This is a genomic window from Nonomuraea sp. NPDC049758 (assembly GCF_040674635.1).
Lineage (GTDB): Bacteria > Actinomycetota > Actinomycetes > Streptosporangiales > Streptosporangiaceae > Nonomuraea.
Window position 1 is genome coordinate 21,260 of the sequence record NZ_JBFAMZ010000025.1, and the last position, 23,133, is coordinate 44,392.

The window sequence follows — 23,133 nt, forward strand, 5'->3', positions numbered from 1 at the left end:
CCTTCGTGGAGGGCACCATGAGTTCGGGCCGCAACACGGTCATGATCTACCTTTACGCCGTCGGCGTCCTCCTGCTGGCGGGCCTCATCGCCTTTGCTCCACGCCAGATATGGCTGCCGGCCTTCGTGATGGCACTGGCCGCGGGCGTGGCTCCGCCTATCAGGGCTGTGATTCGACGCCGGTCACGTACACAAAGAGAACCCACGACCCTGTACGTGCCCCCGCCATCGCCACCAGTAGAGCCTCTCGAACACCGGGTAGAGAGGGTCTCGCTGCCGAGCCGGGAGGATGACTACGACTTCCTGCTGTCCGCCACCATCCTTTGGGCACCGTTGAAGCGGCCATGGGACGACCGGCGCATCAATCCCGAGGCGCTGGCCGTGAACGCCATCCTCAAGCGCGCACGAAATATTACGGAACAGTGGGAACCGGGCCGCGCTTCGCTCGTCATGCACGAACTGGGCGAAGTCCTGGGCTCGATGGAGCCGGATGCCACTGGCTGCGTCCAGGCGATGGCCCAGGCCATCCAGCTCACTCTCTCCACGGAGGACCAGGAACGCCTTAACAAGCTGGCTGCTGTGCGGAAGGACAAGGTGGTCTGGGAACACGACCGCAAATATGAGCAAAGCAAGCGGGAGTACCTCGGCGAGGACGTGCTCAAGAACACCGGCAGCGCCGTGGTGTGGTGGCTTGCAAAGAACGACGACCACATTGAGAGAACAGTGAACGACCTCGGCCTGCTAGCCAGACTCACCTCGGCTGCCAACAACAAAGAGCTGCTCGAGTCGAACGGCAACGGGAGCACGCCCTTCGAGCCGTTCGCAGAGACACCGTCGCCGAATGGCAGCTCGCCGGTGGACCACCTGGCCGCCTTCTTGCAGATCACGGATCTGCGGGAGAAGGACCTGTTCACTCACCAGGTAGCTCTGCTGGTCGGCACGTACGGCCGGCCTGACGTGGCCGATGAGATCCTCAGCAAGTTCGGGCTGTCCGATCCAGAGCCTCCCGGCAGCGCGGAGGCTCCGCAGGATGAAGGTCCGGACGGCCCAGACGGTATCCATCAAAACGGGTGGGACGAGGAGATCTGAGGACATCATGGAAGCAGAGCTCGTGGCGCTGGCAACCTCCGGCGCGACCACACTGATCACACTGATGATCTCCGACGCATGGGCGCAGACGAAGGAGAGACTCGCAGGCATACTGGCCAGACCCGGAAATGAAGATGACGTGCTGGGGGAACTGGAAGCCTCCCGTGTCGACCTGGTGGACGCTCTTGTACGAGGCGACGGAGGAAGGGTGGCCGCGATCGAGGCCGAGTGGCGCGCCCGCCTGCTGAGGTTGCTCCTAGAATTCCCAGGCACGGCCGATGCCCTACGGAGCCTTCCAACCCCGCCGACGGGCACGGTCTACAACCACATCAGCGGGCCGGTACGGTCTGCTGTGGTCGTCCAGGCGGGACGGATAGATGGGTCTACTTTCTATGCTCCTCCGGATGCGACCTAGAGCCGATCTTGCAGGTGGAAGCAGGCAGTACGGAGAGCATGAGTCTGTGTCTTCGCGCTTAATCTGCCCACTGCTGCCGCTGTGGGACTCTCCGATCTCCGTCGCGAAATGACTCTTCGCGATCGGCGAGTACGACGCCATGAGGCGGTCTACTTGTCCAGTACGGTCGAGCGCACGGCGATTGCTCGTTCTCAAGGGCGTCCAGCCATGCGAGGCTGGCGACTTCGGTCAGACACACCCACCAGGCCGCGGGAGGCATGCATGCAGGACCTACTCGCTCGTCGGAAGCTGCTGATGGCTCTGGTTCGGCGGCCAAGTCGCGCGGTGATGGCTCAAGCTCCGACTGCAGGAGGGTGGACGCGCCGCACCGGAGGATCACTCTAAGCTGGGCACATGGCGCCACGGAGATTGCAGTCGCTCGCGATCAGGGGTTACACCTCGATCCGCTCCACTGAGGTGGAGTTGCGAGATCTCAATGTTTTGATCGGCGCCAACGGTGCGGGCAAGAGCAATCTCATCTCTATCCTTGCCCTGCTCGGCCGGATCGTCGACCACGAGCTGAACCTGTTCGTTGGCCAGGCGGGTGGGGCCTCTGCCTTGCTCTATCGCGGCGGCAAGAGCCTCCCGGAAGTCAACCTGCGCCTGAGCTTCGGGTCCAACGTGTACAGGGCCAAACTCATCCCGGCGGCTCGCGATGAGCTGATCTTCGGCATTGAAAGCATCGAGGTGCGTGGCGAAGAACACGTGCTGGGACGGGGGCATAGGGAGAGCCGCCTCACGGATGAGATCGATGAGCAGAGTTTGTCATTGATTGCCGGACATATGGCTGACACGCTGCGCGGTTGCCGCATCTTCCATTTCCACGACACCAGCGCGAACGCTCCCGTCAAGCAGACAGGATTCGCCTCCGACAACATTGCGCTGCACCCAGATGCCCGGAATCTGGCCGCCATCCTGCTTCGCCTTCAGCAGGAGAACCACGCCGCATACAGGAGGATCGTCCAGACGATCCAGCAGGTCGCGCCGTTCTTCAGGGACTTCGTACTCATCGAGGAGAACGACCGACTCCGGTTGCGGTGGCAACAAGAGGGCTCGGACGTCGTCTTCCCCGCGGACGCGCTATCGGACGGAACACTCCGTTTCATCTGCCTGACGACCTTGCTTAGCCTTCCCGATCTTCCCGATCTCGTCGTGCTGGACGAACCAGAGCTCGGTCTGCACCCCTACGCCATCGTGCAGTTGGCCGACATGTTGCGCGCCGCTAGCACCACCAGTCAAATCCTGATCGCCACCCAGTCGGTGACGCTCATCAACCAGTTCGAGGTAGACGATCTCATCGTCGTTGAGCGACACAGGGGAGCGTCGGTCTTCAAACGCCTCGCTCCCGCAGGATTGGCCGACTGGCTGGCGGAGTACTCCTTGGGCGAGTTGTGGGAGAAGAACTTGCTCGGCGGCAGGCCGCAGACCGAGCTGCGGTGACTGGAATGCGCCGAGTGCACATCCTGTGCGAGGGCCAGTCCGAGGAGACCGTAGTCCGCGAAGTCATCGAGCCCTACCTATGCAGCTCCGATGTCTACGTTACTTGGTCCATCTTCACTACCAAACGTCCCGCAGGTGGCCCTTCCTATAGAGGAGGCATGTCCACGTGGGCCAAGCTCGCCACAGAGATTCGCCTGCTCCTGGCTGATTCGTCCATCACCGTTTTGACGACCATGCTTGACTACTACGGACTCCCAAGCGACGTGCCCGGCATGGCGACACGTCCCTCGGGTTCGCCGTACGACCGTGTGACTCACGTCGAGCGCGCCATGGCTGACGCCATTGACCGCTCTCGTTTCCTGCCACACCTGGTACTTCACGAACTGGAGGCATGGGTTCTGCTGGGTCATGAGGCACTTGGCGAACTTACCGGCGACGACGCGCTCGCCCAGGCCGTCCAAGCCATTGTGGCGCAGGCCCAAGGTGCAGAACTCGTCAACGACGGGGCCAGCACAGCGCCCTCCAAACGTCTACTTCGTCTATATCCGCGGTATCGCAAGACCTCTGACGGCCCGCTTGTCATAGCCGAGATCGGCATCAACACCATCAGGAATGCCTGTCCTCACGCGGACGCCTGGTTCTCCGCGGTGAACACCGCGCTCACGAAAGAACTATGACGCCCCGGATCCAGACGCCTCGGCAAGCCGGCTCTCGGAAGGTTGCCCCTACCGAGATTTCACGCGAGACCGGCAACAGGTTGCACAATCGTTAGCCGGTGCTTGGGGGCTGAGAAGTCATCGGCTTCTGAAGAAGGGCCCGGCAGAGGTATGCGCGGCAACCGGATATAGGCCCAGAAGATTCGTCCGTCGCCAGTGAGGAGGAAACCTCGTTGGCGCTAGGTGTCCATAGCGGAGCAGGACGCCTACAACAGCCCAGGAAAGTTCCGAGTTAGGAGAGTGGTAGCTACACTGCTCGTCAATGTCCATTGAGCTGCGCATATAGCCTGAGAGGTGCGTGAGCGATCCAAGATCGTCCCTCATCGGTCCCGTACCCTTGAGGTCACGGCTAGGTGTTCTGTCCCGTGAGGTTGGGCACGCGACTGGCGGGTGGTAGGCCGTTCAGTGCGGTGTGGTCGCGATGGTGATTGTAGGTGCGCAGACAGCTCGGCAGGGTCGCTCGGCGTTCGGTCTCAGAACGGTAGCGCTGGGGGTTGGGCCCGTGGTTACTATCCGATGCGTCAAGTGGTAAGAGCACGGTATACCGATGATTAGCAAGGTTCGGCCGTCCTCTAGTGCGATTTGCCTCGATTGGACACATATGGAACCATGCGTAGCTTCCATGCGTTTCGCCCGTTTTGACCAGAGCCTGGTGGCTTAATATGGCATGACTAAACCAACCATCTCTTGGTACTCTTCTGACCAGCATTTGGCTCCATGCCGTGACTCTTCCTGAACCTTCGGTGGCTACCTAGTCGAAGTTTTCCGCAATGGCCGTCTACGTTACGCGACTAGCAGGTCGCGGTGACCGACGAGTCGCGTGGCAGAGGGACGACGAGCGGACGGGTCTAGACGCCTATCGCTTTGCGCGCGGCGAATGAGACTGGTGGCCTCGGGAAACTCCGGGTGTCCGGGTGCCTCGGTGCTCTGCCGAACCGAACGGCCTAGGCAGCCCACTGTATGGCGCTCTAGGCGTCGTACTCCTTCTCGGAGGAAGACGTGAGCTATTACGTTGTCGAGTACCCAGCGTCCGATGGGGAATCCAACTCCGCGGTCAACCCGTACCCTGGCGCGGATAAATCAACGTGGACTCGAGCCTTCTCCACCGCGCTATCCCAAGCTACTGGCCTTCCTCTGGAAATAACCGATGGGCTAGCACCCTACGTCGTTCGCTCAAAAGACTTCCTCGTACGCCAACGTGGCGCAGATGGGGTCGAATATCGGATAAAGCCGGGCGTTATTGTGCCAGACCACAGCACTGGCTTGAAGATCATGGAGGTTGTCGTCCATGGTTACGCCGGCAGTCCCGGGGAATACAACGAACGAATCCGCGGAGCATTCGACTCTCCCGCACGCCGCAATCCTGACCCTTCCCGAATGCTTCCACGCCTTGTCACTGGAAAAAGGGAGGATGGGCAGCCCGCCGCATTTCTCACGACCGAATATCCTGTTGCTGGTGCGACACTCAGCGGGCTGATTAGCGCCATGACGGATGCACTGGACAAGGCGGATAGTGATCGCGGATACAAACTGCGCGATGATATGGCGATTTACGGTCAGAACGAAACGACGCTGCATGCCCTATTGCTGCGCACAATCCGCGAATCGGATGGCGCCAACGGCCCACACGTCCGCCGTGTACTCGATCTAACAGCTATAAAGGGTGCCAACCGTTCTCGTGCCCGCCTCGAACTTCATGGCCTTTCTCCAAAGGAGATAGTTTTCGGTGTAGACCGTAACGACCTGGAACTCAACGATGCCGATCTGCCTACGAGGGTGGCCGATCCAGCGGTCTGGGTGCCGGCGCTCGCGGACGCGTTGCAGGCGGCTTACGATGATGATCTACATGTACTACATAAGCGCGCACGGCGGGCTGCGAAGGTAGCCACTGTCAAGATCCAGATTATAGTGGGGGCCTCTGCTCCTGAGGATTTCCACAACGTAGTCTTCGATCCAAATCGTGCCGACCACCGTCGCCCGCCCCTGGGCTACAGCCTGGTCGAAAAGGCTGCGTCGGATCTCCGCGCTGTCCTGCGTGACGCCAGGAAACATGGCTGGATCAGCGAAGAGGAACGAGCCTGGCTTGCTGGCGAGGGCTCCGACCCCGATCAACGTCCTAATGAGGACATTGTTTCCGTCCGTGACCGCCGTGACCGCGCTCTCTTCGCTGTGGTCTTCCCCAATAATGCAGCACGAGCACAGGCCGTACGCAGAGTTCTGGGTGAGCCCTCACGAACTGCGACTAGCAAGGAGCATGTCTGGCATCGGCTACGCATGGTCTCATCAGTCATAGGGGAAGGTTATGGCTTTCGCTGGAACCCGCGTGTCTTGGACGGCTTGCTGAGCAGCACCTTCATTAAAGAAGGCCGCCACCTTGCTGATGAGCCGGCCTGGAACAAGGTGATCAGGCCAGCATCGGGCAGCGAGGTGGTCCCCGAAATACTCGAGCGCTTCTTGACGACACGTGGTATCCACTGGCTCGCCGAGCGAAAGATTATCGAAGCAGACCGAGGTTCGATAGGTGCGCAAAACGAGGGTGGTGAGACGACTGACGGAGAAACGCTCGCCGATAAGAAAATTCGTCGAAGTACGATAAGCGCGCGCAAGGCAATGCTTGCCCAACCTCGCCGCACGCTAGGACTGATGACTGAGCTTGCCCGAGCCTCTGTTACGAATCAGACTCCACGCCAAGTGGACGTCGACGGTAACGCAATTGACGGGACGAAAGCAGACAAGTACTGGTTCGACATCGAATTCCCGAAGACTCAGAGCAGGCGTTCGCCGAAGCTTACTGCTCGGGCTAGCAGTACCGATCAAACCGAACCACAGCCTCCGCCCCTGAATCCATTGGAGATTTTCGCTAAGTCGCGAGGCCGGTTCTACGATGCCGTCACTGAAGATCTACCGCTGACTATGGGAAGGGTGCTCAAGACAACGCGTTCACTAATAGTCGACGCCCAAAGTGCCAACCAGAAACCTCTGCATGGGGCGGCAGATGAAGAAGTTAAGGCATTGCAAGAGGCTCTGTACGCGGTGCAGGCAGACCTGAAGTCACTTAAGTCGGCCGTTAGTGATATGCAGTTCGGAATCACGAATATCGAGGATTCAATGTCTGAGAAATTCCTCACAGAGGCGAGCGGAAGCGAGGAGTCCGATTTCGATGAGTTCGATACCAGCATCTCTCCAATAGAGGACGGTGGCCTTGCGTGAAGAATTCTTTGCCAGCGGGACCAGTACTGACCACTCCCCGTTTGGGCGCTCTTCCTAGAGCCGCTGGCAGATACCTTGATCAGGTGCTGTTCACACCCGTGAAATGGTCGGAGCGATGGCGGTATGAAGAGTTGGGAATTACTACTGCGATTTACCTGATCGCGGATGCGGAGTACCGTCTGCGCTGGCTGGGGCAAGCCAACCGTCGAGACGGCTTGATCTCACGACTAGCAAGCCATGACAGCGATCCGGCGAAGCGAGAAGTATTCGCTAATATTCGTGTACTTCGTCTGGTGGATCACACGCCGGCGCAGTCGGTGGACGCCATTGAAGGACGATGCGCCGACGTTTTGAAAATCCGAGAGGCGATGCGGCCACGAGTGTGGCCGTCTGCGCGGGATTGGTTCCTGCTCACTTCCTAACCCTGCTGGCGCCAGACTGCGGGCTGCCTAATAAGGGTGTGTTGCTAGCCAGCAGCAATGCGTGGATTCCTAGCATTCTGCCTCACCGCGCAGGAAGGCGACGGAGGGTTGGCGCGTCTGCATCTTTTGGCCGTGTGAGAGGCCCAACATGTCTAGGCTTAGTGCATAGACATGTCGCGCCAGTTCAGCTAGTTGAGCGTCTATTGTGTCGCAGCAACGTCAAAAGTATGACAGCGGCAATAGTCATCCATGTCTTCCCAAGAACCTGGCCTGGGAGATACTCAAGGGAGCCAAACGCGAGCTTCAGAAATAGAAGACTGTCTATGAGAAGCCCAATAGCGTTTGAAGTCAGCATGGCAATAAGCAACCCTCGTCGCCGCAGTGGCTCGTAAACGGAGAAATCCGCTAGTTCGGCTACTGCGAAGGCTACGGCAGATGCGACGGCAAGGGCCGGGTCAGCCATAAAATAAGAAAGTATGGTACCCACTGCGATGGCTGCTAGCACCGGCCCTCGGCCCGCGGCCTCTCGGGCAAGGTCGCGGAGCACGAGCGCTAGGCCGACCAAGTACACGCCGGCCGGTGCAACTAAATCAAAACCAACTGGTACGGCCCCAATGTGGGCAACTGCGATATTAGCCGCAGGAATCGTTGCCATATAGGCTGTCAGCGTGACTCCAGCCATGCCGATCTTCTTCATGTTCTTCTTCCTCACCTTACGTCTGACCGGAGTCCCGGACATCACGAGCTCGAGACGAGCGTTCCGACATTACAACGTACGACACTGACAATCGGGGCAAGCGAGGCATGCGGCACAGGTCGCCTCTTCTTCTCGATCTCCCGGTCGAGGCGGATGCTCGCCCTGGCTACAGGACGGTGTTGGCGACGCCGGCAGCAGCCCACCATCTCGGACCCGCACACCGCTGTTCGGCTGGCCCTAATCGAACCCGATCTCACAACAGACGCGCCCCGGCATGACACTTGCTGATGTGGCGACATCACATACAGCTTCACCAAGGACGGAGGATGTGCGTGGCGACCGTCATTGACGGTACCTCCCCGATGGGTAGCCGGCAGCGCGACGGTGGCGGATCACCTACACAGTGACCTGGACCGTACGGGCGTTCGTCCGATGCCTGCCTCAGGGCGCGCCCGTGGCGGGTGCACTTCGCCGGCTCAATGCCCTGCTCGCCGTTGCACGACATGACGCGACGGAGCCAAGCGACGTACGTGCGGTGGACGAGGAAGGCGGTGACAGCGAGGGGGCGCCGTACCTGACCCGCTTCGACGAGGTCTCCGGCGCGAGCAGGAGTTGTCCGTCGAAATCCCCTCGTTGAGGGGCTTCTTCTTCAATGTGGAAGGATCTACGACCGACGATGCCGGCGGGCTGTTCCTGGTGGGGGTCCGGCGATGGCGCAGGCGGCGTAGACGGTGAGGCCGCAGAGCTGGCCTTCGTGCCGGGCGGCACACTGTGGCTGTCTATGGCGACGCGGGACGGTACAGCGGACAACCGGTCATCGTGCGCCGCCTCTGAAGCGCAGGGGCTTCTCCCTCAGTAGGTCAACGGGACAGACAGCGTACCGAGACGGGCAAGATCAAAATACCTACATGTTCATCAAACCAGGGGACCCCTGATGGCCGCTTGCTGTCTGGCGTGCCGTGCTCGTACAGCCTCTGTTGCCCTGCAGATCGTAGAAGAGCCCGCTAGTGCGTGGCTGCAACCTCTCATGCACCGCATGAATCCGGCAAACAACACATTCTACGAGGGAGCCCAAGCATTGGGCGCGAGGCGGCACTCTGAGCGACCGCCTAGCCTAGAAACTGACACCCTGTGTGCTTCAGTCCCTAGTGCACTTTCCTGCTACCCGCACCGTGAGCAGGGTCGCCGCGACGAACAGCCGCCACCTCAGACCACCCCACCCTGAGGGATGGCATGCTGGGCTTGCCCAGAGACCACGCTACCTGGGGCAAGAGCGATTGGGTTGGCACCAGTTGCCGTTGAAAACTACGCTAGCCCTGTGGGATGCCTGTAAGGCAGTTTCCGCCGTCCCATCGATCACAGAGGGTGAGATCGTGACCACAGAGAAGCGCAAGGCCGTCGTCCTACTGAGTGGGGGTCTGGACTCGACCACCGTTCTTGCGTTCGCCCGCCACGAGGGGTACGAGACCTATGCCCTCAGCTTCCGTTACGGGCAACGACACACTGAAGAGATGGAAGCGGCCAAACGGGTTGCCTCCGAACTAAACGTAACCAAGCACGTGATCGCTGATATCGATCTCGCAGTCTTTGGTGGGTCGGCACTGACCGACGACTCGCTCGAGGTGCCACATCACACCAGTGTTGACGATGTTGGGAAAGAGATCCCAATTACCTATGTCCCCGCGAGGAATACGGTGTTCCTGTCTTACGCGCTAGCGTGGGCAGAGACTCTAGGCTCCTCGGACATCTTCATTGGCGTAAATCAGACCGACTACAGCGGCTATCCCGATTGCCGCGAGGACTACATCGCAGCCTACGAGCGCATGGCAAACCTAGCCACGAAAGCTGGTGTGGAAGGTGCACTGAAGCTTAAGATCCACACTCCGCTTATCAACCTCACCAAGGCTCAAACTATTGAGCTAGGTCAGAGTCTCAACGTCAACTACTCGTGGACGCACAGTTGCTACGATCCGGTAGATGGGCGCCCCTGCAAATCATGCGAAGCATGTCTCCTGCGCGCGCGGGGGTTTGAAGAACTCGGGCTAACTGACCCTGCGTACGCAGAGTAGATCCCAATAAGATATGTATCGCGTTAAAGAGATATTCTATACTCTGCAGGGCGAGGGCAGCCATGCAGGACGCCCGTCGGTATTCTGCCGGTTCACTAGTTGCAACTTGTGGACGGGGCTCGAAAAGGACCGGCAAAGGGCCATATGCAAGTTCTGCGATACGGACTTCGTGGGCACTGATGGTTCAGGAGGCGGCCGCTTTCGCTCCCCTGACGAACTCGCTTCCGCTGTAGCGAAGGCGTGGCCAGGAAGGGACGACACTCACAGCCGGCGGTATGTGGTCTGCACTGGAGGCGAGCCTCTCCTGCAACTGGACGACGACGCAGTAGACGCGCTGCGTGACAAAGGATTCGAAGTCGCGATTGAGACAAACGGGACACGGCCGGCCCCTAAGAGAGTCGACTGGATCTGTGTCAGCCCCAAAGCTGGCGCGGAGCTCGTCCTACGATCAGGAAATGACCTGAAGCTCGTATATCCACAAGCAGGTGCAGAACCGGAACTATTCGAGCATCTTAGTTTCGACCGTTTCCTGCTTCAGCCAATGGACGGCGAACATCTAGTGGCGAACGTCAAAGCTGCCATTGAGTATTGTCTTGAACATCCTCAATGGCATCTCAGCATCCAAACCCACAAGATCCTGGGAATCCGTTGATCGAGATCTATCGCGAATTCACTTTCGAAGCAGCTCATCGATTGCCGAACGTTCCACCTCAGCACAAATGTGCCCGACTTCATGGGCATAGCTATCGTGTAGAGATTCATATAGGCGGAGAGGTTCAGCCTGCAACAGGCTGGCTGATGGATTTCGCCGATATAAAGTCAGCCTTCAAGCCCGTTCTCGATCAACTAGACCACTACTACCTAAATGAGGTGCCAGGGCTAGAGAATCCAACAAGTGAGATCTTGGCGATGTGGATCTGGGACCGCTTGATTGATGCTTTGCCACTGACAGAAGTCCATGTACAAGAGACCTGCACATCCGGCTGTGTGTACCGGGGGCGAACTGATGCTAGATGATGTGCAAGCTCATGCAGACTCTCGTGGCGTAGACCTCGATGAAGTCGGTATCGACGGACTCCAATACCCGGTTCTCATAGCTGATAGAGAGGGCGTGAAGCGGGAGACCATTGCGACGGTGAAAATGTCGGTCGCACTCGCCTCCACCATCAAAGGGGCGCACCTGAGCCGCTTCGTCGAAATCTTCCATGCATCCCGCGACCAACTCTCCCTCGTAACGGTGCTCTCAATCGCTGATGATCTAAGACGCAGCATGAGCAGTCTCAGCGCTCGGGTGCATCTAGAGTTCCCATACCTGGTCGAGAAGCAAGCGCCTGTCACGCGCCTGCGAGCATATGTGGCATATCAGTGCGCGATCGAGGCTGAGAGTAGCGCAACAACTCCTCGGCTTGCTTTGCGTGTGCAAGTACCCGTAACCAGTGTTTGCCCCTGCAGTAAAGCGATCAGCGATCGGGGTGCTCACAATCAGCGCGGAAATATCACTGTCTACATCGAGCCCACTCCGCCTGCTACGGATCTTTGGTTCGACGAACTAATAGAACTGGCAGAAGAAGCTGCATCTCAGCCGGTGTATGCCTTGCTCAAACGACCCGACGAGCGCCACATAACAATGGCTGCATATGACAACCCTGTCTTCGTCGAAGATATGGTACGCAACGTTTGTGTTGCGCTGAATTCCTGGACGAACTTGATCGCTTATCGCGTACAAGCCGTAAACGATGAGAGCATTCACAATCACGCAGCGTATGCTGTGACATCCAGGAACATGACATCGACGGGAGCGTCATGACAGATGCCCCATTGGTGCACATTGCGGTAACGTGTACTAACCGTAAGCGCACTATTATTTCGGACCACCTACGAGCGGGTAGTTTGCCGGATGAGAATATCGAGACGCGTAGCGATCAATGGATCGAGCGTCTGTCGGCAACCCCGCCAAAGGCGCGTGCTCGCGACATCTATGCAGGCGAACATTGGGTGATGGCTCAGACCTTGCCAGAGATCGTGGGGCAGAGAGTCAAATTGTGGGTCTGCTCAGCGGGGTATGGATTGATCCCGGCGGAAACTGCTATCGCCGGCTACGGAGCTACCTTTTCGTTCGGGCACCAGGACTCCGTCGCCAGAAATGGTGATGGCACTTCTGCGTGGTGGAATCGTCTATCACGCTGGTCCGGGCCTTCCCATGGAGAGCCTCGCTCCTTTTCGCAACTAGCGACTCGTTACCCCGGTTCACCCATAATCGCAGTGCTGTCGGAGCCATATCTACGCGCATGTGCAACCGATTTGGCCGATGCTGCATCGAATCTGAGCGATAGAGATCACCTGTCTATAATTGGGCCCGGAGGGCGCTGCGCACCATTAGAAGATCGGATTGTGCCAGTGACGGCAGCGCTCAGAAGTCTGGTTGGTGGGAGCTTGCTTTCACTCAACGTGCGTGCCGCAGCACATGTGCTCAAGGAAGCGCGAGCTCGACGCGAGGAACTTCGACACTCAGTGTTCCTTAAGCTTATGGCGGAGGCCACAGCATCAGCGCCTCCAGAAGTTCAGAAGCAACGCGGAACGGCAATGAGTGATGATGAAGTTCGCGCCTACATTAGAGATCGTTTGATATCAGGCGCTGTATCGCATACTCCTCTACTGCGGGATCTGCGCGCTACCGGAAGATCTTGCGAACAGGCACGTTTCAGGCAGCTCTTTATCGAGGAGCGTCGCGTACGCGCAGCCGGGATGTTGTCATGACACCCGAGGATCCGAAGACGATTGAAGTCCGTGCGCTTAGGATAGTACAGGCGGCCGAGAATCCACTATATGTGTTCATGCTGCGCGCGGAGGAGGTGCTTCAGTTCGCGGACATCTCAAGAGTAAGTAGAGACGAAGTCGGCAAATTGATTGGCTACCAACGCCCACAGGTCAAGAGGCATATCGAGGACATTGTCGAGTACCTGGACAGCGATAAGCCCATTTTCCCGAACCCCATAATTATGGCGCTGTCTCCCAACGTGCGCTTCCGGAGCACTCGGGGTGGCAAAAGAATGCCTAGCGATAGAGAGTCTGTCACTGGGCGCCTGACTCTTTCGCTCCCACAAGAAGGAAAGCCTAAGCCGGCATGGATCGTTGATGGTCAACAGCGTGCGCTTGCTCTAGCTCGAACGCGCCGAAACGACTTCCCTGTGCCGATTAATGCCTTTGTGGCGGATACGGTTACATTGCAGCGTGACCAGTTTGTTCGCATTAATAACACTAAACCACTCCCGCGAGGGCTCGTAACAGAGCTACTTCCAGAAGTAGAAAGTCCCCTGCCGGCTCGTCTAGCAATTCGAAAGGCTCCATCCTATCTGTGCGACCTCTTGAATACTGACCAAAACTCGCCATTCTATGGGTTGATCAGGCGCGCATCAACTGCCGCTAATAAAGACAAGCGCGCGGTTGTGACGGATACAGGCGTCGTAGAGATGATTCAGCAGAGCTTAACATCGTCCTCCGGATGCCTCTATCCCTATCGAGATGTTGGGCGAGGGGAGACGGACTTCGATGGGGTAATCCACGCTCTCCATCTCTATTGGGCTGGGGTACGTGACACTTTCCCAGAAGCGTGGGGTATTCACCCTGAGAGAAGTCGGTTAATGCATGGCACTGGGATAAGAGCAATGGGCCGCCTTATGGATCGAATACTTGGTACGATCGATCCACTCGGGGGGGACGCGCCAGCCAATGTGCGCAAGCATTTGGCATCGATAGCCCCCTATTGTAGGTGGACATCGGGCACTTGGGAGGAGCTGGCATATCGCTGGAATGAAATTGAGAACCTGAGCAAACACGTGAACGAGTTGTCTAACCACCTCATTAGAATCTACCAGGTCGAACGCAGGGCTCTGTCATGAAATTCTTCTTCCCGGACAGCCAGGATCAAATTAGCCCTTCGTATGACTTTGTAAATGAAGAATACAGCGCCTACCGAGTACGTCAGCGCGACGATACGTATGCGCATGAAGTGCTGGCTCCGGCTCCTTATGATGGAATTCTGGTTAGTAAAGCTATCATTGATGGCTCCGCTAGGGGAGCCGGAAAGTACTCTGAACGCCAGAGGGAGCGTCTTTACTGGGAGGGCGTAAAGGAATATTTCCGTCTACCAGCTCACCTCGAGGCCCTCGGTGACTGCGGTGCGTTCACTTACGCCGATCAAGAAGAGCCTCCGTACACTGTTTCACAAGTTCTGGACTTTTATGAGAGATGCCAGTTCGACTCTGGGATAAGCCTGGATCATGTAATCTTTGGATATGACGCCGCAGTGTCCGATGAACAAGTAAATCGTGCATGGGTGCAACGGCGTGAGATGTCCCTGCGGTATGCGGAGGACTTCCTAGAACATGTCCATTCCAGAGGCCAGGTGATAGAGCCAATCGGAGCAGCGCAAGGTTGGAGTCCCGCTAGTTACGCAGACAGCGTTATGCGCCTTCAGAGCGTTGGCTATAGTCGCATAGCCCTGGGCGGAATGGTTCCATTGAGAACCGACGACATACTTGAGTGCTTGATAGAAATCGATAAAGTACGAGAACCTAAGACGCACCTACATCTCCTAGGCATCACGCGCATGGGATTCATGGAGACATTTGGTAATTATGGCGTCTCCAGTTTCGACAGCACTTCACCGTTTCGACAAGCGTTTATGGATGATAAAAACAATTACTATACAACAACCGATCGATACACTGCCATTCGCGTACCGCAGGTCGATGGTAACCCCAAGCTGAAGAAGCTAATCTTGGCCGGATCTGTTTCCCAGCAAGCAGCTCGAAGCGGTGAGAGAGAATCTCTGAGGCGTCTGCGGTCCTACGATCAGGGTCTAGAAACCTTGGACCGCGTGATCGAAGTGCTTGAGGAGTACGAGCAGTTGGTAGATCCTCCCGTTCTCAAGAAGGATCGGCGGACAGGAAAGATCACCAGCACCAGTAAGATTCCTTCGTATCGGCGCACTCTTGAAGCTAAGCCTTGGCAGTCGTGCATGTGCGCAGTGTGTACGAGATACGGTGTGGAGGTTATTATCTTTCGGGGCTCAGAGCGAAATAAGGGCCGCGGGTTTCATAATCTCGCCGTTTTCGCTGATATGATACACCATATCAAGTAGCCTCTTTGGATAGGAGAACCTATGGCGACTCGACGCATGCTTCGTCTTCCTGCTCTGGAGGTAAGGCAGGGATCTCGACGCATCTACTGCTTCGCAGTAGATGGGAAGAAGCTGCATGAGTTTGCCGCGGTCTCTCGCATCCGACGAGACGATGATGCTCAACTTCAGGGGTATCAACGTCCAGAGGTCGCGAGTCATATCAAGGCTATTCAACGGTACCTGGAGTCAGACGGGGCGATCCTGGCTAACGCAGTCGTGCTAGCCTTCAATTCCAAGGTTCATTTCGAGTCGTCTAATGGCCGTGAAGTAGTTACTTACTCGACCCCCGGCGAGCTCCTGATCCCAGTCGTGGACGGATCTCCCGATAGCGAGAAGCCGGCATGGCTCGTGGATGGACAACAGCGGAGTGCTGCTCTCCGTGAGGCTGATGTCCAGGAGTTCCCTATCCCGGCTGTGGCCTTCATCGCAGATGATGAGAGCGAGCAACGAGCTCAGTTTATTCTTGTGAATAATACCAAGCCTCTCCCCAAGGGCCTGATACACGAGCTCCTTCCGGAAACGCAGGCGCATCTGCCACCGGCCTATGCGCGAAAGCAGCTTCCCGCCGTCATCATGACGCGTCTCAATGGGACGTTCAAGGGACCATTCTATCGGTCAATTGCCACACCGACTTCGCCAGATGGCTATATAAAAGATAATAGCGTCTTGAAAATGATCGAAAACAGTATATATGAGGGAGCTCTATACAAGTACCGTAATCCGCATGATGGGACAGGTGATGTGGATCGCATGCTGCAGCACCTAAATACCTACTGGAGCCTCGTTCGTGATGCCTTCCCTGAAGCTTGGGCATTGCCGCCTCGACTTTCCCGCCTTACTCACGGCGCGGGTATACAGGCGATGGGATATTTGATGGACCGCCTCACCCAACATCTGCAGCCTGATGAGATGGTTCCCGTGGTGAACGATGCGCTGAAGCGTATCGAACCTGGGTCGGCGTGGACAGGAAGGAGTTGGAATCTCGGAGACGGGAATCCGCGACGGTGGGATTCCATACAAAATACGCCGAACGATGTTAGATGGCTGTCGCGTGGGCTCCTGTATCTGGTACAGCAGGAATCTCTTTTTCTGCACGCCGATGATTCTGGGTACGGCGAGGTATAGCCCCTCAAGAATCGGACGTGTCCCCTCTCGCTTGAGCTACCGTCTCCGGCGTGGCTGCAGATAGTGCTGGTCGCACAAGACTTGTAGGTTGTCTATGACATCCAGGCCTTCAGGGTCCCGCAAGCTGACAACGAGTCGATTGGATTCAGCATTGGCTGTGCAGGGATGGGCTTCACACTGGGGTGTTTGCCTGAGGGCCATATAGCGAACCTCTCTCCCTATATGGCCCCCCGTTGATATAGTTTGGCCGTAGAGCCAATTGTGTGCAGCCTGGTGCTGCAACATGGAGATTAGACTTCCTTTTCCTCCATTGCATGGCTCGCACAAGATCTGCCAGTTGCTGCCGTCCAATGGGTCTCCGCCAAGGCGCCATGGAACGATATGGTCGAGGCTCTCTGTTACGTTGCGCAAATGCTCGCCGCATGCAGAGCAGCGTCCATTCTGTCGTTTTTCGAGCTTTTGGTACATTCCCCTTTGGGCGCGAACGTCGCGTAGGCCGTACTTTCCGGCGTTAGAAAAAACATAACCCCTTCTGTTTGTTGATCTATATTGATCACAGATAGCGGCCAGGACATCGACGAGTATCTTCGTGCGTGGAACGCTCATTCTTTGGAGGTGCGCCTCAATGAGAGGCCGCAGTGCTGGATATCCAATTCGCTGTGGCTGCTCCCACGCTGCGGCCGGCGCTAAGCCGAAGATGAGGGGTACGATTGATAGGAGATCCCCCTCAGTAGTGGGAAGGGCTGCCAACTTAGGATCATGGTAGGAGCCTAGCGCGCCATGTACGCACAACCATTGTACTGTGGAATTAATCAGGTTAGGATGCGTCAGTCTTGCCCGTGACAAGTGCTGACTTAGCATACTGGTACTTTCCTTTGAGTCGTGCGAGCTGATTGAATGCTTGGTCAAGCGCGTCGCGTCCGGGGCCTATGTTGAGCCCACTCCAAGCCCACTTGGTTGCGAAGAACTGGGCGGGCATGCTCTCTAGGAATTTCCGAGCTCGCCGCTCGACCTTGTTCAGGAGTATCTTTCGCGCTTCTTCTGGGTCGGTTGTATCGACCTCAAAGAATTCCTCGTCTTGATTACCGAGATTATCGAGGAAACTCTCTTGGAGTTTATATAGTACAATCGCTACGATCAGTTGAGAATGGCCCACGTCCCACAGCGTGTAGCCAGGCTCGTGCGATGGTTCGGCTTGGTAAGTTTCTGAGACTACCCGCCAGAATGTAAGGAAGAATTCGCCCCAATCATCCAACTTCCACTGTGTTGTCCGATGGCGTCGAGCTGCTGTGCTTTTTCCGTTGATTTGCGGATAGAGGTTGGGAAGCATGAGTTGGAAAACGGGGTGTCTGGCGTTGTACCAGGACTTAGCAATCCGAACCATGGTTTTGTAGCCGATGCGGTTCTGATTCGGACGTTCAGTAAGGTTGACCTTGTCGTAGAATGGGCTACGCGCGTCAAAGTGCACGACCCGCATGAGCTCGTACTCGGTTACCTTTACTCCAGCTTGGACAAGCCTGTCCTGGAGCGTATCGAGTTCGTATCCAGTCAGCGAGAGAGCGGCATTAGCCGTGATGAACTGGTCAGGAATTCCTTTGGCAGTGTAGTTGATCACTGTAAATTGAAAAACCTGTTCCCGCCAAGGGCAGTCGAGAATTGCTGTTATGGCGAAGGTAATTTCCTTCTCACATGCCGCAGCGCCGAGAATCCGATGCTGGCCGTCGATGATTGTCGCTGGCTTTGCGAGCTCCCTAAGATCCTCTTCGTGATCGTCAACCCACTGATCATCGTCTAGTCGCGCTAGGAGTCGTTTGAGAATTGATGTGCCGAGTTCTACCTCGCTGTCGTGATCCGTTGATAGATCATCATCTAGAGTGGCATAGTCCTCGACTGAATCGCCGATCTGGTCACTATCTGCGATATCGGGTGTAAGAGCGTCCTCGTCTTGGTCGCCACCGGTAAATTCTGTGTCCTGCGCGAGACGAAACTGAATCTGGGCGCGGACCAGTTCCCGAATGTTGTGGAGGGGCAGATGGTCGAATTGATCGTTAACGTGTATCCGGCAGCGTGGGTTTACGACAGTGTTCTCGTCCTCCAGAAACTCGACCTTGAGGAGGGAAGAGTTTGCTTCGCGGGGGTGTAGTCCCACGATCAGGCTTGTCGGGGACAGATTGTTCGGTCGCCTGAAGAATTCTTTTGCCTTCGCGACTCGAGTGTCGTCCGCGCCCCGCTGGAACCCAATAAGGTCCTGGACTGCGCGGCGCGGGATGCTGGCCCATGTGAGTATCTCTTCTGCGGATGCAACGAACGTCAACAACCACAGTCCGTCGCCGTCGCGGTTCTGCCTGTATGCGATCGCCTCGTAGGTTGGCACGTATGTAATGTATCGCTCAAGGCGGGCACGTGCATCTCCTCTGTTTGTTTTGGCCGGCTCCATGTTCCCTATCGTTAGGTCCACGACGGCCTGGGCCAGTCGGAGCGGATGGCTTGGTGGTTGACAAGAGGGTGGCGCTGGACACGGTGCTCCACCTTGCTTTGAAGAATGAAGATCATCGCCGGTTCATGAGCCAAGCGTTATCTCGAGGGCGTTGTCGCTCGACGCCAGTGACTGATATCTCCTCTTGGAGATGTTTCGGATGCTGTGCGGTGATTATGCGCATTCTCGGTGGCAAGCGGACCCGAAGCGCAGGGCCGCCAGGCCCGAGCATCGGAAGCCGCGCGGCAGTCGATCGCCCCGACCATGCTCGGTGAGTACCGGGGTGAGCGATCGCCACGGTATTAGGCGGTGAATCCTGCTCGTCCTGGCGCGTCGGCGGTGCGTGCCCGGACCGGCCGAAGAGCCGCAGCCGGGCGCGCTTGCCGCCCGACGCGCACGGCGGGCCGCGCAGCGGACCGCCTTTAAAACCGTGGAGAAAGTCCTCATCCAGTCGGTGATCACGGCTTTGGCCTGCGGCTTTGCCAGAGCGTCGTTCATGCTCGGGTCTGGCTCCATGTCAGGGCGTCTCGGGTCTCAACCGACGTGCGGGCCGGCTCCTTGGAGGTAGTGGTGGATGCGCATGCGCATTGACCGGTCCATCCGCTAGCTCTCGACGTCCTCCCGCCCCACTCATCGGACCTCGCGGGACTCTGAGCTCGGGGTCGGTTCACCCTCGGTGGGGCGTGCTGTGAGCACGATGGAGACCTCTTGCCGCGCTTCCCCGTTGCTGGTGTAGAAGACGACGTGCTTGGGATCGCTGTATGTGCCGACGATCCTGATGATCTGGCAGGTGATCCCGGTTTCTTCCATCGTCTCGCGTATGCCTGCGGAGGGGATGGACTCGCCGGGGTCGATGGCGCCGCCGGGAAGGGCCCAGTTGTCGTTGTCACTGCGGCGGATCAGGAGTAGGGCGCCGGCCTCGTTGGTGACGGCCACGTTGACCGAAGGAACGAGGCTGTTCGGCAAGGGTGCGTCTGGGGCGTCGTAGTAGTCGATCCGGCGGCTCATGCCCCGGGAGACTACTCCGCCAATGTGCCGGGGCTTAGCTCTTCGTGGATTCGGCTTCGTTGGGTGGGCTGACGAAGCTGCCGAGGTTCGGCACGGTGTAGAGCAGCCCTTCGTCGCGCAGCTGGCGGATCGCCTTGCGGATGGTGTCGCGGGCCACGCCGAACTCCTGGACGAGGCGGACTTCCGAGACGAGGTACTTTGGCGGGTATTCGCCGCTGCTGATGCGTCCGCGGAGGACGTCGGCGACCTGCTGCCAGCGGGGGCGATCCGGCTCGAATTCGATCACGAGGCCCAAGCGTAGAAAGGGGACTTCAAGGGTCGTCACTCGCCTATAGGGATCTATCGCTATCCCTCGGTATCCCTAGGGGTAGACAGGCTCTACGTGCAACTTCTACGCTCGTGACATGGCGACCAAGAGTCACTGCCTTGTAGCGCTTCGCGCCTGCTTCCCCGGCTGGTCCTTCTTCCAGAGTGACGCAGGCGCCTTCTATGGGAGCCGGAGCGGCGTACGGCTCAGCGACAAAGAGGTTGACGCTGGGATGCAGCAGACGGTGAGCGCGGATGACCTGGAGACCTTCGTCAGGCTGCTTCTCGCGCAGGCGCAGTTGGGGGCCGAGGTATGAACGTACCGTCGTGGCGCTTCGACCATCACAGCCATCACTTGGCAGTTCCTCAGGAGGATGTGCTTCAAGTGGCTTGGCAAGACGTTGTGCGGCGATGCGATCGGATCAGGGTCCATGAGCACACGTGCACCTGCATGCCTCCGATGTACGAGCTGTGCGCGGCCGGCGGGTTGTCGTTCATCCGACGCTTGTCATGGGACGGCCGTCCGCGCGTCGTTCAGACCGAATGGATGTCTGCTCGGGCTGCTCGGCAGCTGTGGATGCAGATCCTCACTGGTTACGCGCGTTGATCCATCGGCGCCACTTCGCGGCCGTGGTAGGCGCCTGCGATTTGCCGCGCTATCTCTTCCGGCGCGATCAGGTCGGTTCGGTGTCGGTGATGGAACGTGATCTCACCATGGGTGTGCAGGTCGGCGAATGCCTCGTCCCATGCTGCCAAGCGGTGTGGGGTGTCTATGTCGAGGCGCTGTCGCGAGCGTTCCTCGCAGACCGCCCGCGGTACCCACAGCAGGACGGCCAGCCAGGCTGTTGCCTCGGTCAGCCGGCGGATGTCGGCGATCGTGCCCAGATGGACGATCGGTACCCGGCCGGACGAGACCAGTTCGTCGATCTGGTGGCGGTCGATGGCGTACGTGTTGCCGTATCGGCGCGTCTCCAGGAGGAGGCGGCCGGCAGCTCGCAGCCTGGCCAGTTCCTCGACGGTGACGAAGTCGTACTCTGTGCCGCGCTGGTTGCCGGCCTTGAGCTTGCGCACCAGGGTGAACCGCGGGTCGAGTCGGCTGAGGACGGCGGTGATGGTGCTCTTGCCGCTGGCGGGTGGCCCGTACAGGACGATGCCCCTCATGTGAGTATCCGCTTCAGGGTCTCGCGGGTCTGGTCGGCAAGGCTGATGGCGGCGCCGAGGCGGTTGTCGACGGTGATGTGGGCGGTGGGCGGGCTGGTCTCGGAGTTGAGGCCGCTGACGTACGTCTGCCAGTTGGCGAGCTTCCAGGCGTCTCGGGGCGCGCCGCGGAACTCGATGTACTCGCGCATGGAGTCGGCGTCGCAGCGCACCCAGACCACGGCCACGTCGATGCCCTTGGCCGCGCATCGGTTGGTGAGGCGAGAGATCCAGTCGGGGGATTGGAGTTCGGCAATGAATGGCGCCGCGAGGATGGCCGAGGTGCCGACTTTGAGGTTGTCGAACGCGGTTTCCATCAGGCACCGGTACTCCAGTGGGCGGACCTCGCTCAGGTACAGCTCGGTGTGCCGGTCGTGGGGGTCGCCGCCGAGGGAGATCAGTAGGCGCTCGACCATGGGGCGGGTCAGGGAGTCCTTGTCCAGGAAGGCCCAGCCGGTGATGTCGGACAGGAAGCGGGAGAACTCTGTCTTCCCGGATCCGGCGTAGCCGCCGACGAGGGTGAGGATGGGCTTGGGGCTGCCCTGGCCGTGGCGGCGTCGCCAGGCGTCCACGACTCGGTTGAGGAGGGCGTTCTGCTCACCGTTGATGGGAGCGCCCGAGACTTTGACGAGGGCCTGTTCGATCACCTCGGCGGCGGCGTTGTCCACGGCGGGGTCGGTGGGCTGGGGCAAATCCGAGATGGAATTTTCCACTTCGGATATTTCGCCAGGAAGCGGCAGCCGGAAACCCAGTGTGGGTTCGTTTGCCTGGTATAGGAGGCAATAGGCTCGTCGGTAGTGAGGCCCGGGATATACCGATCCCTGTTCGTGTGCCCAGAGTGTCTGGAAATTCGCGGCCGGCGCGGTGAGCCCGTGCCGTGCGGCGACCTGGCGTAGCTGGTCACCTGCGGCTTCGAGGGTGAGTCCGTGTGCTTCGCGGTACTGGCGCAGCAGCAGAGGTTGCCATCCGGGGCGGTGAATTGTCTTCATCGCATCCTTTTGCGCGCTTGGAGGGGCGGGCGTGTGTAAGCGCATGTGTAACCGCCGTGCAGGCAGCAATGCAGAAGCTTAGCTAACGCTCCGTGATACTCAACAGCGGCGATACGCGATGAACTAACGGCATCCCGCAGGGGATTACGAACCACCAGAAAGGGGGTGCCGAGAGTGACCGCAAACGAGCGAATTCTGGCCGAACTTCAGGCCATTCGGTCGGAGATGGAAGAGTTGGCCTGTCGGGTCAGCGAGATCGCTTCCGCTCTTGGAACACGGCCTTCTCCAGGTCGGCGATCCGCTCGCCGAGAGTCGCCAGAGTGCTCCGCATCTGAGAGAGCTGGTCCATGACGTCCGACGAGGCCGGCTCTTGGAGCGACTCCGCCGCGCCCTCCCGTACGAACACGCCCTTGCCCTGCTGGCCGACGATCAGCCCCTCGGTGCGGAGCACGCTGATCGCGGCCTTGACCACGCTGGCGGACACGTCGTAGCGCTGGCCGAGCTGGGCGGTCGAGGGCAGCGCAGCGCCGGGCGCGAGTGAGCCCGTTCTGATCTGCGTACGAAGGTCGTCCGCTATCTGGAGGTAGCCGGGGCGACCGCTCTTCTCGACCATGCCGCGCCTTCCGTGAGGTCGTCTGGCCTCTACTTCAGCACACCCCGCACGACATGCCAACCAAGTCTTCGTGGAATCCCTTGACAACTTAGAACGCCAAGTGTTCCATGAATACTAAGAGTTACAACGTCACTACGTAAG

General features: G+C 58.5%; 21 protein-coding genes and 1 pseudogene. 14 read left to right on the forward strand and 8 right to left on the reverse strand.

The window, feature by feature from the left end; genetic code table 11:
- The first annotated feature begins 17 nt into the window (after positions 1–17).
- The 6 genes from AB0J46_RS43415 to AB0J46_RS43440 all read left to right on the forward strand — a co-directional run bounded on the left by AB0J46_RS43415 (position 18) and on the right by AB0J46_RS43440 (position 7,330).
- Entirely contained in the window at positions 18–1,088 is a 1,071-nt protein-coding gene (locus tag AB0J46_RS43415) for a hypothetical protein (protein WP_364341032.1), read from the forward strand.
- A 7-nt stretch (positions 1,089–1,095) separates the two neighbouring features.
- Entirely contained in the window at positions 1,096–1,503 is a 408-nt protein-coding gene (locus tag AB0J46_RS43420; protein WP_364341034.1) for a hypothetical protein, read from the forward strand.
- A gap of 393 nt (positions 1,504–1,896) precedes the next feature.
- Positions 1,897–2,982 carry an AAA family ATPase gene (locus AB0J46_RS43425; RefSeq protein ID WP_364341036.1) on the forward strand — a complete coding sequence of 362 codons (1,086 nt, stop codon included), beginning with the start codon at positions 1,897–1,899 and terminating at the stop codon, positions 2,980–2,982.
- Positions 2,983–2,987: 5 nt separating this feature from the next.
- Positions 2,988–3,659, forward strand: a complete 672-nt coding sequence (locus AB0J46_RS43430) for a DUF4276 family protein (RefSeq protein ID WP_364341038.1) — start codon at positions 2,988–2,990, stop codon at positions 3,657–3,659.
- A gap of 1,302 nt (positions 3,660–4,961) precedes the next feature.
- Positions 4,962–6,908 carry a hypothetical protein gene (locus AB0J46_RS43435; RefSeq protein ID WP_364341040.1) on the forward strand — a complete coding sequence of 649 codons (1,947 nt, stop codon included), beginning with the start codon at positions 4,962–4,964 and terminating at the stop codon, positions 6,906–6,908.
- An 83-nt stretch (positions 6,909–6,991) separates the two neighbouring features.
- Entirely contained in the window at positions 6,992–7,330 is a 339-nt protein-coding gene (locus tag AB0J46_RS43440; protein WP_364341042.1) for a hypothetical protein, read from the forward strand.
- 184 nt (positions 7,331–7,514) lie between these two features.
- Here AB0J46_RS43440 and AB0J46_RS43445 read toward each other — a convergent pair whose 3' ends face one another.
- On the reverse strand, positions 7,515–8,027 hold the full coding sequence (locus AB0J46_RS43445; RefSeq protein WP_364341044.1) for a VUT family protein: 513 nt from the start codon (positions 8,025–8,027) through the stop codon (positions 7,515–7,517).
- Between the two features lie 1,373 nt (positions 8,028–9,400).
- Between AB0J46_RS43445 and queC the strand changes: the two genes are divergently transcribed.
- The 7 genes from queC to dbpB (AB0J46_RS43480) all read left to right on the forward strand — a co-directional run bounded on the left by queC (position 9,401) and on the right by dbpB (AB0J46_RS43480) (position 16,403).
- A complete protein-coding gene (gene queC, locus AB0J46_RS43450) occupies positions 9,401–10,096 on the forward strand; it encodes a 7-cyano-7-deazaguanine synthase QueC (RefSeq protein ID WP_364341046.1) in 696 nt (231 codons plus the stop codon).
- Between the two features lie 13 nt (positions 10,097–10,109).
- Positions 10,110–10,748, forward strand: a complete 639-nt coding sequence (gene queE / locus AB0J46_RS43455; protein WP_364341048.1) for a 7-carboxy-7-deazaguanine synthase — start codon at positions 10,110–10,112, stop codon at positions 10,746–10,748.
- Positions 10,748–11,113, forward strand: coding sequence for a 6-carboxytetrahydropterin synthase QueD (queD, locus tag AB0J46_RS43460; RefSeq protein ID WP_364341232.1), 366 nt, complete (start codon positions 10,748–10,750; stop codon positions 11,111–11,113). The genes queE and queD overlap by 1 nt, the downstream gene beginning before the upstream one ends.
- Positions 11,103–11,903 (forward strand): GTP cyclohydrolase FolE2, encoded by an 801-nt coding sequence (gene folE2, locus AB0J46_RS43465; protein WP_364341050.1) that lies wholly within the window; start codon positions 11,103–11,105, stop codon positions 11,901–11,903. Before queD ends, folE2 begins: the two co-directional genes overlap by 11 nt.
- 946 nt (positions 11,904–12,849) lie before the next feature.
- Positions 12,850–13,995, forward strand: a complete 1,146-nt coding sequence (dbpB, locus tag AB0J46_RS43470) for a DGQHR domain-containing protein DpdB (RefSeq protein ID WP_364341052.1) — start codon at positions 12,850–12,852, stop codon at positions 13,993–13,995.
- Positions 13,992–15,239: a tRNA-guanine transglycosylase DpdA gene (dpdA, locus tag AB0J46_RS43475; RefSeq protein ID WP_364341054.1), complete on the forward strand. Its 1,248-nt coding sequence runs from the start codon at positions 13,992–13,994 to the stop codon at positions 15,237–15,239. The genes dbpB (AB0J46_RS43470) and dpdA overlap by 4 nt, the downstream gene beginning before the upstream one ends.
- A gap of 21 nt (positions 15,240–15,260) precedes the next feature.
- Positions 15,261–16,403: a DGQHR domain-containing protein DpdB gene (gene dbpB, locus AB0J46_RS43480; protein ID WP_364341056.1), complete on the forward strand. Its 1,143-nt coding sequence runs from the start codon at positions 15,261–15,263 to the stop codon at positions 16,401–16,403.
- Positions 16,404–16,439: 36 nt separating this feature from the next.
- Here the strand turns inward: dbpB (AB0J46_RS43480) and AB0J46_RS43485 are convergent, their stop codons facing one another.
- From AB0J46_RS43485 to AB0J46_RS43500, 4 genes and pseudogenes are all read right to left on the reverse strand, one after another.
- Positions 16,440–17,264 carry an HNH endonuclease signature motif containing protein gene (locus AB0J46_RS43485; protein ID WP_364341058.1) on the reverse strand — a complete coding sequence of 275 codons (825 nt, stop codon included), beginning with the start codon at positions 17,262–17,264 and terminating at the stop codon, positions 16,440–16,442.
- A complete protein-coding gene (locus AB0J46_RS43490; protein ID WP_364341060.1) occupies positions 17,221–18,777 on the reverse strand; it encodes a hypothetical protein in 1,557 nt (518 codons plus the stop codon). The genes AB0J46_RS43485 and AB0J46_RS43490 overlap by 44 nt, the downstream gene beginning before the upstream one ends.
- Positions 18,778–19,413: 636 nt before the next feature.
- A pseudogene (locus tag AB0J46_RS43495) lies at positions 19,414–19,887 on the reverse strand (NUDIX domain-containing protein).
- A gap of 34 nt (positions 19,888–19,921) precedes the next feature.
- The gene (locus tag AB0J46_RS43500) at positions 19,922–20,173 is read right to left on the reverse strand and encodes a winged helix-turn-helix domain-containing protein (RefSeq protein WP_364341062.1); all 252 of its coding nucleotides are present in this window, start codon (positions 20,171–20,173) and stop codon (positions 19,922–19,924) included.
- Positions 20,174–20,291: 118 nt separating this feature from the next.
- On the opposite strand from AB0J46_RS43500, the gene AB0J46_RS43505 reads away from it, so the two are divergent.
- The gene (locus AB0J46_RS43505; RefSeq protein ID WP_364341064.1) at positions 20,292–20,510 is read left to right on the forward strand and encodes a hypothetical protein; all 219 of its coding nucleotides are present in this window, start codon (positions 20,292–20,294) and stop codon (positions 20,508–20,510) included.
- A 277-nt stretch (positions 20,511–20,787) separates the two neighbouring features.
- Here the strand turns inward: AB0J46_RS43505 and AB0J46_RS43510 are convergent, their stop codons facing one another.
- The 3 genes from AB0J46_RS43510 to AB0J46_RS43520 all read right to left on the reverse strand — a co-directional run bounded on the left by AB0J46_RS43510 (position 20,788) and on the right by AB0J46_RS43520 (position 22,992).
- Positions 20,788–21,354, reverse strand: coding sequence for a guanylate kinase (locus AB0J46_RS43510; protein ID WP_364341066.1), 567 nt, complete (start codon positions 21,352–21,354; stop codon positions 20,788–20,790).
- Positions 21,351–22,379, reverse strand: a complete 1,029-nt coding sequence (locus AB0J46_RS43515; protein ID WP_364341068.1) for an AAA family ATPase — start codon at positions 22,377–22,379, stop codon at positions 21,351–21,353. Before AB0J46_RS43515 ends, AB0J46_RS43510 begins: the two co-directional genes overlap by 4 nt.
- A gap of 247 nt (positions 22,380–22,626) precedes the next feature.
- Complete coding sequence (locus tag AB0J46_RS43520; RefSeq protein WP_357999276.1) at positions 22,627–22,992, reverse strand: winged helix-turn-helix domain-containing protein; 366 nt, start codon at positions 22,990–22,992, stop codon at positions 22,627–22,629.
- Positions 22,993–23,133: the final 141 nt, after the last annotated feature.

Bases quoted from the DNA above. Each gene is read 5' to 3' on its own strand.
- AB0J46_RS43430 (WP_364341038.1), top strand. From the start codon at position 2,988: ATGCGCCGAGTGCACATCCTGTGCGAGGGCCAGTCCGAGGAGACCGTA.
- queE (WP_364341048.1), top strand. From the start codon at position 10,110: ATGTATCGCGTTAAAGAGATATTCTATACTCTGCAGGGCGAGGGCAGC.
- AB0J46_RS43420 (WP_364341034.1), top strand. From the start codon at position 1,096: ATGGAAGCAGAGCTCGTGGCGCTGGCAACCTCCGGCGCGACCACACTG.
- AB0J46_RS43520 (WP_357999276.1), bottom strand. From the start codon at position 22,992: ATGGTCGAGAAGAGCGGTCGCCCCGGCTACCTCCAGATAGCGGACGAC.
- folE2 (WP_364341050.1), top strand. From the start codon at position 11,103: ATGCTAGATGATGTGCAAGCTCATGCAGACTCTCGTGGCGTAGACCTC.
- dbpB (WP_364341052.1), top strand. From the start codon at position 12,850: ATGACACCCGAGGATCCGAAGACGATTGAAGTCCGTGCGCTTAGGATA.
- dpdA (WP_364341054.1), top strand. From the start codon at position 13,992: ATGAAATTCTTCTTCCCGGACAGCCAGGATCAAATTAGCCCTTCGTAT.
- AB0J46_RS43415 (WP_364341032.1), top strand. From the start codon at position 18: ATGAGTTCGGGCCGCAACACGGTCATGATCTACCTTTACGCCGTCGGC.
- AB0J46_RS43485 (WP_364341058.1), bottom strand. From the start codon at position 17,264: ATGCTAAGTCAGCACTTGTCACGGGCAAGACTGACGCATCCTAACCTG.
- AB0J46_RS43445 (WP_364341044.1), bottom strand. From the start codon at position 8,027: ATGAAGAAGATCGGCATGGCTGGAGTCACGCTGACAGCCTATATGGCA.
- AB0J46_RS43510 (WP_364341066.1), bottom strand. From the start codon at position 21,354: ATGAGGGGCATCGTCCTGTACGGGCCACCCGCCAGCGGCAAGAGCACC.
- dbpB (WP_364341056.1), top strand. From the start codon at position 15,261: ATGGCGACTCGACGCATGCTTCGTCTTCCTGCTCTGGAGGTAAGGCAG.
- AB0J46_RS43515 (WP_364341068.1), bottom strand. From the start codon at position 22,379: ATGAAGACAATTCACCGCCCCGGATGGCAACCTCTGCTGCTGCGCCAG.
- AB0J46_RS43425 (WP_364341036.1), top strand. From the start codon at position 1,897: ATGGCGCCACGGAGATTGCAGTCGCTCGCGATCAGGGGTTACACCTCG.
- AB0J46_RS43505 (WP_364341064.1), top strand. From the start codon at position 20,292: ATGGCGACCAAGAGTCACTGCCTTGTAGCGCTTCGCGCCTGCTTCCCC.